This is a genomic window from Streptomyces venezuelae (assembly GCF_008642375.1).
Classification (GTDB): Bacteria; Actinomycetota; Actinomycetes; order Streptomycetales; family Streptomycetaceae; genus Streptomyces; species Streptomyces venezuelae_G.
In genome coordinates this window covers 6,366,848-6,380,005 of the sequence record NZ_CP029194.1, presented here as the reverse complement: position 1 = coordinate 6,380,005, position 13,158 = coordinate 6,366,848, and the positions used below count along the sequence as shown (strand labels likewise).

Annotated in this window: 12 protein-coding genes; 3 read left to right on the top strand and 9 right to left on the bottom strand. The window is 73.7% G+C overall.

From position 1 onward, the window contains the following. Window positions 1-66 precede the first annotated feature (66 nt). From DEJ46_RS29190 to DEJ46_RS29170, 5 genes are all read right to left on the bottom strand, one after another. Window positions 67-1,008 carry an ROK family glucokinase gene (locus DEJ46_RS29190; protein WP_150271095.1) on the bottom strand — a complete coding sequence of 314 codons (942 nt, stop codon included), beginning with the start codon at window positions 1,006-1,008 and terminating at the stop codon, window positions 67-69. A 76-nt stretch (window positions 1,009-1,084) separates the two neighbouring features. Next, window positions 1,085-1,561, bottom strand: a complete 477-nt coding sequence (locus DEJ46_RS29185) for a DUF5304 domain-containing protein (protein ID WP_150271093.1) — start codon at window positions 1,559-1,561, stop codon at window positions 1,085-1,087. 41 nt (window positions 1,562-1,602) lie between these two features. After that, window positions 1,603-2,736 carry an ArsA-related P-loop ATPase gene (locus DEJ46_RS29180; RefSeq protein WP_150271092.1) on the bottom strand — a complete coding sequence of 378 codons (1,134 nt, stop codon included), beginning with the start codon at window positions 2,734-2,736 and terminating at the stop codon, window positions 1,603-1,605. A gap of 90 nt (window positions 2,737-2,826) precedes the next feature. After that, the gene (locus DEJ46_RS29175) at window positions 2,827-3,270 is read right to left on the bottom strand and encodes an SRPBCC family protein (protein WP_150271090.1); all 444 of its coding nucleotides are present in this window, start codon (window positions 3,268-3,270) and stop codon (window positions 2,827-2,829) included. 107 nt (window positions 3,271-3,377) lie between these two features. Further along, complete coding sequence (locus tag DEJ46_RS29170) at window positions 3,378-4,145, bottom strand: metallophosphoesterase (RefSeq protein WP_150271088.1); 768 nt, start codon at window positions 4,143-4,145, stop codon at window positions 3,378-3,380. 254 nt (window positions 4,146-4,399) lie between these two features. Between DEJ46_RS29170 and DEJ46_RS29165 the strand changes: the two genes are divergently transcribed. After that, entirely contained in the window at window positions 4,400-6,196 is a 1,797-nt protein-coding gene (locus tag DEJ46_RS29165) for an AMP-dependent synthetase/ligase (RefSeq protein WP_150271086.1), read from the top strand. Between the two features lie 103 nt (window positions 6,197-6,299). Here DEJ46_RS29165 and DEJ46_RS29160 read toward each other — a convergent pair whose 3' ends face one another. Further along, window positions 6,300-7,442, bottom strand: a complete 1,143-nt coding sequence (locus DEJ46_RS29160) for a glycosyltransferase family 4 protein (protein WP_150271084.1) — start codon at window positions 7,440-7,442, stop codon at window positions 6,300-6,302. An 87-nt stretch (window positions 7,443-7,529) separates the two neighbouring features. Between DEJ46_RS29160 and DEJ46_RS29155 the strand changes: the two genes are divergently transcribed. Further along, the gene (locus DEJ46_RS29155) at window positions 7,530-8,801 is read left to right on the top strand and encodes a glycosyltransferase family 87 protein (protein WP_150271082.1); all 1,272 of its coding nucleotides are present in this window, start codon (window positions 7,530-7,532) and stop codon (window positions 8,799-8,801) included. Here DEJ46_RS29155 and DEJ46_RS29150 read toward each other — a convergent pair. Further along, on the bottom strand, window positions 8,762-10,126 hold the full coding sequence (locus tag DEJ46_RS29150; protein WP_150271080.1) for an MATE family efflux transporter: 1,365 nt from the start codon (window positions 10,124-10,126) through the stop codon (window positions 8,762-8,764). The genes DEJ46_RS29155 and DEJ46_RS29150 overlap by 40 nt on opposite strands. Window positions 10,127-10,227: 101 nt before the next feature. On the opposite strand from DEJ46_RS29150, the gene DEJ46_RS29145 reads away from it, so the two are divergent. Next, on the top strand, window positions 10,228-10,806 hold the full coding sequence (locus tag DEJ46_RS29145) for a PadR family transcriptional regulator (protein WP_150271079.1): 579 nt from the start codon (window positions 10,228-10,230) through the stop codon (window positions 10,804-10,806). Here DEJ46_RS29145 and DEJ46_RS29140 read toward each other — a convergent pair. Further along, window positions 10,763-11,998 carry a hypothetical protein gene (locus tag DEJ46_RS29140; RefSeq protein ID WP_150271077.1) on the bottom strand — a complete coding sequence of 412 codons (1,236 nt, stop codon included), beginning with the start codon at window positions 11,996-11,998 and terminating at the stop codon, window positions 10,763-10,765. The genes DEJ46_RS29145 and DEJ46_RS29140 overlap by 44 nt on opposite strands. A 69-nt stretch (window positions 11,999-12,067) precedes the next feature. Further along, window positions 12,068-13,084 carry a C40 family peptidase gene (locus DEJ46_RS29135; RefSeq protein WP_150271075.1) on the bottom strand — a complete coding sequence of 339 codons (1,017 nt, stop codon included), beginning with the start codon at window positions 13,082-13,084 and terminating at the stop codon, window positions 12,068-12,070. Between the last annotated feature and the right edge of the window lie 74 nt (window positions 13,085-13,158).

The following is a 13,158-nucleotide window of genomic DNA, read 5'->3' as shown; positions in this document are numbered from 1 at the left end:
TACGACGACCGCCCGCCGTGTCCGAGAGGACGCGGCGGGCGGTCGTCGTATGCCTTCGTACGGGGGTCAGCCCTGGCGGGCCAGGTCGGCCGCGCCGACCAGGCCGGCCTTGTTGCCGAGCTGGGCCGCGAGGACCTGCGCGTGCGGGCGCCACTGGCCGCCGATCAGCCAGCGCCGGAAGGACTTCCGGATCGGGTCGAGGACGAGGTCGCCCTCGTCCGAGACGCCGCCGCCGACGATGAACGCCGAGGGGTCGAAGAGCGAGGCCAGGTCCGCGAGACCGGCGCCCGCCCAGCGGGCCAGCTCGCGGAAGGAGTCGACGGCGACCGGGTCGCCGGCACGGGCGGCCTGGCTGACGTGCTTGCCCTCGATGCCCTCGGGGGTGCCGTCGCCGAGGCCCAGCAGGACCGCCGCGCGCTCCGGCGTGGCGTTGGCACGCTGCTTGGCGTACCGGACGAGCGCGCGCCCGGAGGCGTACTGCTCCCAGCAGCCCTGGCTGCCGCAGCCGCACAGCAGACCGTCCGGGACGACCCGGATGTGGCCGAACTCGGCGGCCACGCCGAAGCGTCCGCGGCGCAGCTTGTTGCCGATGATGATGCCGCCGCCGAGGCCGGTGCCGAGGGTGATGCAGATGACGTCCTCGTGGCCCTGGCCGGCGCCGAACCTGTACTCGCCCCAGGCGGCCGCGTTGGCGTCGTTCTCGACGACCACGGGGAGGCCGACGCGCTGCTCGACCTTGTCCTTCAGCGGCTCGTGCCGCCAGTCGATGTTCGGCGCGAAGAGGACGGTGGCGCGCTTGTCGTCGACGTAGCCCGCGGCACCGATGCCCACGGCCTCGATCGAGTGTCCCTTGCCCGCCTCGGAGACCGCGGCGCTGATCGCGTCGACGATTCCCTCGGGGGTCGGCGGGGTGGGCACCTTGTGCGTGTCGAGGATGTTGCCCTCCTCGTCGACCACGCCGGCCGCGATCTTGGTGCCGCCGATGTCGACGCCGATGGTGAGTCCCATGTGTCCCTCAGTATTCGGTCGAGCCCCGCTACGGCCCACCGTACCCGAGGGGAGGGGTCGTCCCGATCAGTCCCGATCAGTCGAGGTCGATCTGCTGACCCGTTCCCGGCCCTTCGTCGTCGCGGCGCGGCTCGTCCCCGCCGTCCTCACTGTCCCGGTCGTCGCGGGTGTGGGCCTCACGGCGCGGGTCGTCGTCGGCGACGGTCCCGCCGCGGGTCCAGCGGGTCTCGTGGCCCTCGACGGCGGAGCGGTAGGCGGCGAGCAGTTCGTTCCCGGCGGCGGCGAGGTGGTCGAAGACCTGCGGGTTCCGCTCGATGACGGGCTCGACGACGGCCTTCGCCTGGCTGACGAACTGCTGGACGGTCTGCCCGCCGAGACCGCCGAGCAGCGGGCCCCCGAGTCCCCCGGAGACCTTGTCGGCGACGGCGTCGAAGAGCTTGCGGAGTTCCTCGGCGGCCGAGCCGGGCTCGGCACCGCGCTCGGCGCGGCGGCGGGCCTTCTCCGCCTCCAGGTCCTCGGCGCACGCCTTGGCCCAGGCATCCGAATCGCTCATGGCGTACTCCTCAGTGGCTGGTACTTCGACGGTACACGCCCTCAGGGGGTCCGTGGCCAGAGTCCCGGGTCGGGGGTGAAACGGACCCTGAGGTCCCCTTCGACGAGCCCGGCGCCGGTCACGGTGCAGCGGCGCAGGACGGACGGCAGGGGCAGGTGGCGGCGGAACGGGCCGACGGTCAGGAGCAGTTCGTCGCCGCGGCGGACGAGGGCGAGCTCCTCCTTGACGGCGCCGGGCAGCGCGATGTGCCAGACGAGGACGCCGTCCTCCTCCCGCCGGTCCTCGACCTCACGGCCGGGTACGGGGACCGGGGCGGGGGCGGCGGGAGGGACGGGCGCCAGGAGGGCGAGGTCCTCGGCGCCGCGCGGGTCGCGGCCGAGGTGCGGCAGCTCGCGCACGAGGCCCGCGGCGGTACGGAGCTCCACCAGGTGCCGGTGCTGCTGGGCGGTGAGCCCGGCGAGCCAGGGGTCCTCGGAGTCGGCGGGGAGCAGCCGGTTGGCGACGACGGCGTCGAGGGTGAGGCCCTGGAGGGCGAGGCCGAGCCGGGCGGTACGCAGCGCGCGCACGGCGGCGGGTCCGGGTTCGAGGACGAGCCGGACGCTGGTGGTGGGGGCTTCGGCGACGGCCTGGGCGGCGGCCAGCTCGGCCTCCCAGCGGGCGGTGGTCTCGTACAGCCACTGCGCGGGCATGGGGACACCGGCGAGCTGGGCGAGCATGGGGCGCAGCGCGCGGGCGGCCTGCCGTTCCGGGGGCAGGAGGCGGCGCAGATAGCGGCGGAGCTGCTCGGGCAGGGCGAGGAGGGCGAGGGCCTCGGGGAGCGGGGGCAGGTCGACGACGGCGAGGTCGTGCTCGCCCTGGGCGGCGTCGCGCAGGGCCCTCAGCAGGGCGAACTGGCGGCTGCCGGGGAGTTCGGTGAGCTCGGCGTCCTCGAAGGGCGCGGCGCCGAGGAGGTCGAGGGCGGCGGCGGAGCGGGCCTGGAGCGCGAGGAACTCGCGCCGGAAGTCCGCGGCGGGATCGGGGCGCAGGATGCTCAGGCCGCCCCCTGCGAGCCCCGGGTCGGCCTCCTCGGAGACGAGCAGGACCCGGCGCCCGGCGCGCGCCTCGGCCAGGGCGGTCGCGGCGGCGACGGTGGTGCGTCCGGCGCCGCCGGGGCCGGTGACAAGGATGATCCGCATGCGGAGGACGTTACCGCCGCCCTCCGCAGGGGTGTGCCGTCGGTCGGCCCCCGCGGGCCCGGCCCGGCGGGCGGCAGGCCCGCCGGGGGTTCACACGCCGGATTCGACGCGCTTCTTCAGGCCGGCCAGGGCGCGGTCGATGATGACCTTCTCGGCCTTGCGCTTGATCATGCCGAGCATGGGGATCTTGACGTCGACGGTCAGCTGGTACGTGACCTCGGTGCGGGTGCCGCCGCCGAGCGCGGCGAGCCGGTAGGAGCCGTCGAGGGAGCGGAGCATCTGGGACTTGACCAGGGTCCAGCTGACCTCGTCGGCGCCGGTCCAGGTGTACGCCAGGGTGTGGTCGTCCTTGATGGCGCCGGCGTCGAGGAGCAGCCGGACCTTCTCCGCGCGGCCGGACGCGTCCGTCGCCAGGACCTCGGCCTCCTTCACCTCGCCCGTCCACTCCGGGTAGCGGGCGAAGTCGGCGATCACACCCATGACGTCGGCCGGCGCCGCCTCGATCGTGATGCTGGAGCTGGTGTGTTCGGCCATCGCGGTGGCTCCTCCACTGTGCGGTCCGGCGAGAACTCGAAGGAAAACAAGGGCACAAACGTACAGATGTGCCGACGGAAGGCTATCGCGCCGCGGCTCCGCGCCTTTCACCACTCCAGGGCGAAGGGCCTGCCGGTCGAGGCGAAGTGGCCGACGTTGACGCACTCGGTCGCGGCGATCCGCATCCGCCGGGCGAGCGGCTGGTGGACGTGGCCGAAGAGGGCGTACCGGGGCCGGGTGCGCCGGATCGCGTCGAGCAGCGCGCGGCTGCCGCGCTCGAAGCGGCGGGCCACGGTGTCGTAGGTCAGCTCGGGGACGTCCGGCGGGATGTGGGAGCAGAGGACGTCGACGTCCCCGAGGGCCTCGACCTTGGCCGCGTACTCCTCGTCCGAGATCTCGTACGGGGTGCGCATCGGGGTGCGCAGTCCGCCGCCGACGAAGCCGAAGGTGAGGCCGCCCAGCTCGACGCGCTGCCCGTCGAGGACGGTCGTGCCCGGTGTGGCGTACTCGGTCCAGAGCCGGGGGATGTCGACGTTCCCGTAGGTGGCGTAGGTGGGGGCGGGGAAGGCGGCGAAGAGCTCGGCGTACTGACGGCGGACGGCGGCCTCGATGGCGGTGTCGCGGTCGACGTCCAGCTCGGCCCAGAGGCGGCGGCCCAGGTCACGGGCCTCGTCGAAGCGGCGGGCGGTGCGCAGCTCCACGAGCCGGTCGGCGTTCTCGACGCCGAAGAGGTCGGGGAAGATCCCCCGGCTGTGGTCGGCGTAGTCGAGGAAGAGGACCAGGTCCCCGAGACATATGAGGGCATCGGCACCCTCCCCCGCCTTGGCGAGGTCTTCGGCGTTGCCGTGCACGTCACTGACCACATGGACTCGCATGAGCCCACCTTAGGGGGTGTCACCTGCGGTTACTTCCGAGTCGCGAAACCCGTGGATTACTGTGCGCACAGCATCGTCATGCATGTGTGACGCACGGAACATCTGGCCGGGACCCCCTATCGGAACCAACTACTGATGGGTAACGTCCGGTCGGTCCAGTCGTGCTCACCCCCACTGAGCACCTGCCCGATCATGGACCACACCGGTGCATCACACAGAGCCGTGGCGCCGGCGCCCGATGAGGAGCAGCAGTCTTGCGCGAGTTCAGCCTTCCGGCCCTGTACGAGGTCCCCACGGACGGCAACCTGACGGATCTCATCCGCCGCAACGCCTCCCGTCACCCAGACGTCGCCGTGATGGGACGCAAGGTCGACGGTGTCTGGACCGACGTGACGGCCACGCAGTTCCTCGCGGAGGTCCGCGGGGTCGCCAAGGGCCTGATCGCCTCGGGCGTCGAGGCGGGCGACCGGGTCGCGCTGCTGTCCCGTACGCGGTACGAGTGGGTGCTCCTCGACTTCGCGATCTGGAGCGCGGGCGGCGTGACCGTGCCGGTCTACGAGACGAGCTCGCCGGAGCAGATCCAGTGGATCCTCGGCGACTCGGGCGCCTCGCTGGCGCTCGTGGAGAGCGCGGCCCACGAGGCGTCGGTGGAGTCCGTCCGGGCGGAGCTCCCGGGGCTCAAGGGCGTCCGGCAGATCGACGCGGGCGCGGTCGAGCGGCTCACCGCCGAGGGCGCGGACGTCTCCGACGAGCTGCTCGACGCGCGGATGTCGGCGGCGAACGCCGACGACCCGGCCACGATCGTCTACACCTCGGGCACGACGGGCCGCCCCAAGGGCTGCGTCCTGTCCCACCGGGCCTTCTTCGCCGAGTGCGGCAACATCGTGGAGCGGCTGAAGCCCCTCTTCCGTACCGGCGAGTGCTCGGTGCTGCTCTTCCTGCCGGCCGCGCACGTCTTCGGGCGGCTCGTCGAGGTCGCGTCCGTCATGGCGCCGATCCGGCTCGGCTGCGTCCCCGACATCAAGAACCTCACGGACGAGCTGGCCTCCTTCCGGCCGACGCTGATCCTGGGCGTGCCGCGGGTCTTCGAGAAGGTCTACAACTCGGCCCGGGCCAAGGCGCAGGCCGACGGCAAGGGCAAGATCTTCGACAAGGCCGCGCACACGGCGATCGCGTACAGCCGGGCGATCGGGACCCCCGAGGGCCCGTCCTTCGGCCTCAAGCTCAAGCACAAGCTCTTCGACAAGCTCGTCTACGGCAAGCTGCGGGCGGTCCTCGGCGGGCGCGGCGAGTACGCGATCTCGGGCGGCGCGCCGCTGGGCGAGCGGCTCGGCCACTTCTTCCGGGGCATCGGTTTCACCGTCCTGGAGGGCTACGGCCTGACGGAGTCGTGCGCGGCGACCGCGTTCAACCCCTGGGACCGTCAGAAGATCGGCACGGTCGGGCAGCCGCTGCCGGGCTCCGTGGTCCGGATCGCCGACGACGGCGAGGTGCTGCTGCACGGCGAGCACATCTTCTCGCGGTACTGGAACAACGAGGCCGCGACGGCCGAGGCGCTGGCGGACGGCTGGTTCCACACGGGCGACATCGGCACGCTCGACGAGGACGGCTACCTCGCGATCACGGGCCGCAAGAAGGAGATCCTGGTGACGGCGGGCGGCAAGAACGTCGCGCCGGCGGTCATCGAGGACCGCATCCGGGCGCACGCGCTGGTCGCGGAGTGCATGGTGGTCGGCGACGGCCGTCCGTTCGTGGGCGCGCTCGTCACCCTGGACGAGGAGTTCCTCGGCCGCTGGGCGTCCGACCACGGCAAGCCGGCCGGCTCCTCGGCGGCCTCCCTGCGCGAGGACGTCGACCTCCTGGCGGAGGTCCAGCGCGCTATCGACGACGGCAACGCCGCGGTCTCCAAGGCCGAGTCGGTCCGCAAGTTCCGGGTGCTCCCCGCCCAGTTCACGGAGGAGGCGGGCCACATCACCCCGTCCCTGAAGCTGAAGCGCAATGTCGTGGCGCGGGAGTTCGCGGACGAGATCGAGGCGATCTACCAGGGCTGAGCCCGGCCGGTCGTCCGTACGACGCAACGGAGAGGGGCCCCGGGCGGACACATCGCCCGGGGCCCCTCCGCGCACTTCCTCCCGCGCACTTCCTCCCGCGGTGTCAGAGCAGCTCCCTGAGCCGCTCCGCGAGAAGGTCCCAGCGCCACTTCTCCTCGACCCAGGCGCGCCCGCGCTCGCCCATGCGGGCGCGGAGCTCGGGGTCGAGGAGGAGCGTCGCGACGCGGTCGGCGGTCTCCTCGGCGGATTCGCCGCGGACGACCCAGCCGGTCTCGCCGTCGAGGACGGCGTCGGGGGCGCCGCCGGAGTCGCCGGCGACGACGGGCAGGCCGGTGGCCGAGGCCTCCAGGTAGACGATGCCGAGACCCTCGACGTCGAGGCCGCCGCGGCGGGTGCGGCAGGGCATCGCGAAGACGTCGCCGGCTCCGTAGTGGGCGGGGAGCTCGGCCCAGGGGACGGCGCCGGTGAAGCGTACGGATCCGGCCACGCCGGTCTCGTGGGCGAGGCGGCGCAGGTCCTTCTCGTACGGGCCGCCGCCGACGATCAGGAGGACCGCGTCCGGGACCCGCCGCAGGATCGCGGGCAGGGCCCGGATCAGGGTGTCCTGGCCCTTGCGCGGGACGAGGCGGGAGACGCAGACGACGACGGGCCGGTCGCTGAGCCCGAGGCGGGCGCGGACCTCGGCGCCACCCGAGTCGGGGTGGAACGTCTTCTCGTCCACGCCCGGCGGGAGCTGGACCATCCGCGCGGCCGCGGCGGGCGTGAGCGCCTCGGCGATCCGGGAGCGGGTGTACTCGCCGAGGTACGTGACGGTGTCCGTGCCCTCGCCGATCCGCCCCAGGAGCTGCCGGGCCGCGGGCAGCTGGGCCCAGCCGGCCTCGTGCCCGTGGGTGGTGGCGACGAGCCGCTTCGCGCCCGCCCGGCGCAGCGCCGGGGCCATCAGGCCGAGCGGCGCGGCGGCACCGAACCACACGGACCGGCAGCCGTGCTCGCGCAGCAGGGCGGTGGCGCGGGCGGTGACCCGAGGGGTGGGCAGCAGCATGGTGGTGCGATCGCGGACAACCGTGAAAGGCTGTTCGGCGTCAAACAGGGCGGTCGCCTCGACTCCTTCGCGGCTTCGCTTCCACGTGGAGGCGTAGACCACGATCTGTTCGGGGTCCAGGCGCAGCGCCATGTTGTGCAGGAACGCCTGGATTCCGCCGGGTCGTGGCGGGAAGTCGTTGGTTACGATCAGGGTCTTGTCCATCGTGGCCGACAGTACGCGATGGCATTCACCGCCCGGCACCACCACTTCTCCGCGTGAGCGGAACGACAGGACAAGGACGATTCAGCGATGACGGGCGGCGTAGTGAAGAACGCACTCATGAGCCTGCGGCTTCCGCTCGGTCTCTGGGCTCTCACCAGGGTCGTCCTGCTGATCGGTGTCTTCAAGATCGTGGTGGTCCCCGGGCCGGACATCACCTTCGACGTCTCGAACATCTACCAGGGCTGGTACGAGGTCCTGCGGACCGGCACGTACCCGCTGGACGACGTCACCTGGCAGTACCCGCCGGCCGCGGCCCTCGCGATCCTCTCACCGGGGCTGCTGCCGTTCCTCGACTACTCGTCCGCCTTCTTCGTCCTCGCCTTCCTCTGCGACGCGTTCGTCTTCGGGCTGCTCGTGCGCACGGGCCGCCGCGCGGGCCGGAGGCTCGACGGCGCCTGGATGTGGATCGCGGGCGTCCCGCTGCTCGGTCCGACCGCGTACGCCCGGTACGACGTGATGGTGACCGCCGTCGCGGTGGCGGGGCTGCTCGCGGCCGGCCGGAGCCCGCGCGTCCTCGGCGCCCTCGCCGGCTTCGGCGCGGTCCTGAAGGTGTGGCCCGCGCTGATCCTCGTGGGCACCGCGAAGGGCCGCGCGACCTTCCGCGCCTGGTCGACGGCGGCGGGCGCGGCGGCCGCCGTCCTGCTGCTGTGCGTGCTGTGGATGCCGGGGGCGCTGGCCTTCCTCTCCTTCCAGCGGGACCGCGGCACGGAGGTCGAGTCGCTGGGCGCGATGGTCTTCCACGTCATCCGGCACTTCGGCTGGGAGGGCGAGGCGCGGATGAACTACGGCTCGATCGAGTTCCTCGGCCCGTACGTCTCCGCGGTCTCCACCGCCGCGCTCGCGCTCACCATCGCCGCCTTCGCCTGGCTCCTGCTGTGGCGGATCCGCTCCCGCCGCTTCGTCTCGTCGACGGTCGCGGACGCGGCCTTCGTGGCGGTGCTGCTGTTCACGGTGACGAGCCGGGTGCTCTCCCCGCAGTACATGCTGTGGCTGGTCGGCCTGGGCGCGGTCTGCCTCGCCTACCGGTCGAGCCGGATGCGGGTCCCGGTGTACCTGGTGATCTGGGCGACGGCGGTGACGCACTTCGAGTTCCCGGTGTGGTTCTCGCACGTGACGCGCAGCGACCCGCTGGGCATGGCGGTGCTGTTCACCCGGAACGGCATGCTGATCGCCGCCGCGCTCATCGCCTGCCGGATCCTGTGGCGCCAGACGGTGACGGAGCCGCGTCTCGTCGAGGCGGCCATCCCCGCCCAGGCGGCTCAGCCGGAGCGCGAGAAGGCCCTGTCCGGCTCCTTCTGAGCGTCGGTGCCCCGGCGGTGCAGCAGGCCGAGAGCGGCGCACTGCACGGCCATGGCGAGGGCCATGGCCAGACAGATCCCGGCGAGTCCGAGTCCTGACAGGGCGTAGGCGAGCGGCAGTTGGACGAGGACGCCGGCGACGGTGATCCGGGCGAGGTACGGACCGGCCCCGCTGCCCTCGAAGACCCCGGCGACCCCGATGAAGCAGGCCATGAGCACCAGGTAGGGGCCGAGGCAGCGCAGGAAGAGCGCGCCCGACTCCGCCACCGCCGGCTCCGCGCCGAAGGCCCGCATGACCGGTCCCGCGCCGAGGAGCAGCAGCACGGCGGCGGTCGCGCCGAGGCCGGCGGCGAGGACGAGGGCCTGCCGTGCGACGGCCTTCCGCTCCTCGTGCCCCCGGGCGCCGGGCCGCAGTCGGCCGGCCGGTGCCTCCAGGGCGCCGAGGAGGTGCGCCGTGTGGATGGCGGCGGCCTGCCGCACGGCGTAGAAGGCCATCGTCGCGACGTACATGGCCTTGGTGGCGATGCCGTAGGCGGCGATCTCGGTGACGCCGAGCCGGGCGACGACGGAGACGAGCGCGAGCGCTCCGGCCATCCGTACGGTGAAGTCGACGGACATGGGCAGCCCTGTGACGGCGGTACGGCGCACGGCGGCGGCGGTCGACAGGGCGGGGCGGGTGGTGCGCGCCGCCTTGAGCAGGGCGGTGCGGCGCAGGACGAGCAGCCCGACCGCGAGGGCGACGGTCCGGCCGATGACGGTGGCGAGGGCGGCACCCGGCACCCCGTAGGCGTGGATGAGCAGCGGATCGAGGACGAGGATCAGTCCGTTGGCGAGGAAGGCGAGCCGCATGGGGGTGCGGGTGTCCCCGGCGCCCTTGAGGATTCCGTCGAGGACGTTCGTGGCGAAGAAGACGGCCGTGCCGGGGAGCGAGATCGCGAAGTAGGCGGTGGCCAGGGCGTGGGCGGGATGCCCCTGGCCGCCGAGGAGCAGGGCGGCGAGCGGTTCCCGAAGCAGGTAGCCGCCGAGCGCGACGGGTGGCACGAGGAGCGCGCAGAGGGCGGTGCCGCCGCGGACGGCGGCGCGGACGCCTGCCGGATCTTCGGCGCCCCGGGCGCGGGCGACGAGCACGGTGGTGCCCGAGCCGGCGAGGAGGACGACGCCGAGGAGGAGGTTCTCGACGTTGGTGGCGACGGCCACGGCGGCGACCGCGTCCCCGCCGAGCCGGGCGACCCAGACCATGTTGATGATGCCGGCGGCGACCCCTGCGAGGAGTTCCAGGTAGACCGGGCGGGCGAGCCGGACGAGGGTCCGGCGGTGTGCGGGCATGCGAAAGAGTCCCCCCTCTTTTCGATGTACCTCGAATAGAGGCACATCGAAAAGAGGTAGCATGGCGGCCGGTCCCACGACAAGCGCGAAGGAGGCACCCGGTGCTGGAGCTGTCGATCCTGGGCTTCCTGTACGGGAAGCCGCTGCACGGGTACGAGCTGAAGGAGCGCATCCACGGCCTGAGCGGCCACGTCCGCCCGGTCAGCGACGGCGCCCTCTACCCGGCGATCACCCGCCTCGTGAAGAGCGGTCTGGTCGACAGCCGTACGGAACCCGGCGCGAGCGCCGCCCCGCGCCGCACGCTCTCGCTCACCCCGGAGGGCCGCCAGGAGCTGCTCGCCCGGCTGCGCGCCCCCAAGGACGCCGAGATCACCGACGGCCAGCGCTTCTTCACGCTGCTCGCCTTCCTCGGCCACCTCCCCGACCCGGCGGACCAGGCGGCCGTGCTCCGCCGCCGCCAGGAGTTCCTCACCGCCCCGGCCAGCTTCTTCTACGAGGGCGGGACCCCGGTGCGCGCCGAGGAGGAGGCCGACCTCTTCCGCAAGGGCATGCTGCGGATCGCCCGCGCGACGGGCACGGAGGAGAAGGCGTGGCTGACGGAGGCCCTCGCCGAACTGGACGCGCGCGCGGAGCGCGTCAGCCGAGCCGCTCCCCCAGATACGTCCGCCACGCGGCCGTGAACTCCTCCGGCGTGGTGTCCAGGACCTCCTGGAGCGCCTCCTCCACCGCACCGTCCCGGCCCGGGTGCGCCCCCACCGCGCGGTAGAACTCCGTGAGCTCCTTCTCCCCCCAGCGCTCCGCGATCAGCGCGCACGCGAGCCAGCCGCCCTCGTAGGCCCGGGCGAGCGCCTCCGTGTCGCCGCCGAAGCCGAAGTCCGCGTCCTCCGGGAGCCGCGCGGGCGGCTCGCCCGCGCGGACGGCTCGGGCGAGCTCGGGTGCCGCCTGTGCGGGCGTCCGGCCGGTGCCCCGGTAGGCCGCCCAGTCGGCGAAGCCTTCGGAGAGCCAGACCGGGGTGGACCCTGAGGTGTGGGCCCGGGTGGCGACGTGCACCGTCTCGTGGGTGAGGACCAGCTGCCTGCCGAAGTCCCCGAGTGCGCCGTACGCCTCGGGGTTGACGATGACCCGGTCCGCGGGAGCGTTCGCCCCGCCCGCCGTCTCCCCCGTGGTGACGGCGGCGATGCCCCGGTAGGAGCTGCCCGGCGCCCCGAGGAGTCCGCCCATCGCGTCCAGCGAGCCGGGGACGAGGACGACGACCTCGCGGGCCCACTCCGAGGGCCAGGCCGCGCTCACGGCGGGGACCGCCCGGTCGGCGGCCGCGGCGATCTCCCGGAGCCGCTCCGGATCCTGGCCGACCCCGAGGACGAGCGAGCGGGCTCCCCGGACCGTGGTGACGTCCCCCTGCTCCCAGAGCTGCCGGGGCGCGCCCTCCGCGGGCCGGTCGCCGGTGACGTACCAGCGTCCGTCCCGCTCGGTCAGGTCCAGGACGCGCCCGCTGGTGACGGGCCCCCGGTCGTGGCCCCGGAGGCGGTAGCCGAACTCGGTGCGGGCGGTGACCCGGTCGTCGCCGGTGCGGTCGATCCCGGTGACCCGGTACGTCCAGTCGTCGAGCGGCACCTGCGCGAGCCGCCGGAACCCGGTCAGCGCGGCCGGCGCGTACCCGGGGTCGAGGGCCGCCCGGAAGGCGGCTTCGTCACGGTCGAGGAGCGCCCTGGCGTGCGTGTCGAGGAGCGTCTGTATCTCCCGGGACACCACGGCCGCGGCCGGGCCGCCGGAGCCGCCCGCCGAGCAGCCGGCGAGCGCCGTGAGCGTGAGCAGCAGGGCGAGCAGGCAGGCCACGGCCGGCCGCCTCGCTCCACACCCCTGACCTGCCACGCCTCCGATCGTACGGTCGGACCGGCCGGTGCCGCTCCCGGTCCGGCGGGATCGGCGCCCCGCTCGGCCTCAGACCCGCGTCACCGTCACGTTCGACATCATGTTCACCGGGTCGTAGCGGACCCGCGCACCGGGGTAGGGCGCGTGGATGACCTGACCGTTGCCGGCGTAGATGCCCACATGGCTGGCGTCGCCGCGGTACGTGACCAGGTCGCCGGGCTGCGCCTGCGAGAGCGGCACCTGCCGGCCCGCGTGCCGCTGCGCGGAGGAGGTGCGCGGCAGGCTGATCCCGGCCTGCCGGTACGACCAGACCATCAGGCCCGAGCAGTCGAAGCCGGAGGGCCCGGTCGCCCCCCACACGTACGGCTTGCCGACCGCGCTGCGGGCGGCGATCACCGCGGCGGAGGCCCGGGAGGAGCCGACAGGGATGTCGGCGAGGGGCGGCAGCTCCTCCGCGCGCCCGCCGGAGCGGGAGGCACGGTCGTAGTCGGCGCGCTCCTCGACGGTGAGGGAGGCGAGGAGCCGGCGGGCCTCGGCGAGCTTGCGCTCGACGGCGCGCTTGTGGCGGGCGACGTCGGCCCGGCTGCGCTCCAGCTCGGCGAGGGCGATGCGCGCCTCGTCCCGCTTCTGGTTCAGCCGGCGCTGCTCCCGCCGCAGTTCGGCGAGCGCGGCGCCCTGCCGGGCGGTGACGCGGTCGAGGGCGGAGGCGCGGTCCAGGTAGCTGTCCGGGTCGGAGGAGAGCAGCAGCGCGAGGGCGGGGTCGATGCCGCCGGAGCGGTACTGGGCCCCGGCGACCGAGCCGAGGGCGCCCCGCATGTGGTTGATGCGGTCCTGGCCCCGGGCGAGTCCGTCCTGCGCCCGGGAGACCGTCCTGCGCAGCGCGTCCGTCTTCTCGTCCGCCTGGTTGTAGCCCTCGGTGGCCTTCTCGGCCTCCTCGAAGAGGCGGTCGACCGTGGCCTTGGTGGCGGCGGTGCCGCCGGTTCCCGGGTCGGCGCTCGCGGGGACGGCCCCGAGGGACGCCGCCGCGGTGGCCGCGGCGGCTGCGGTCAGGACGGTGACCCTCGCGGGTCGGCGGTGGGACGCCACTAATCGCGCTCCGTTCGGCTCGACGCAGACTGGCGCGGCAGACAGTAGCCGCTGATCACTCCGTGTCCAACGAA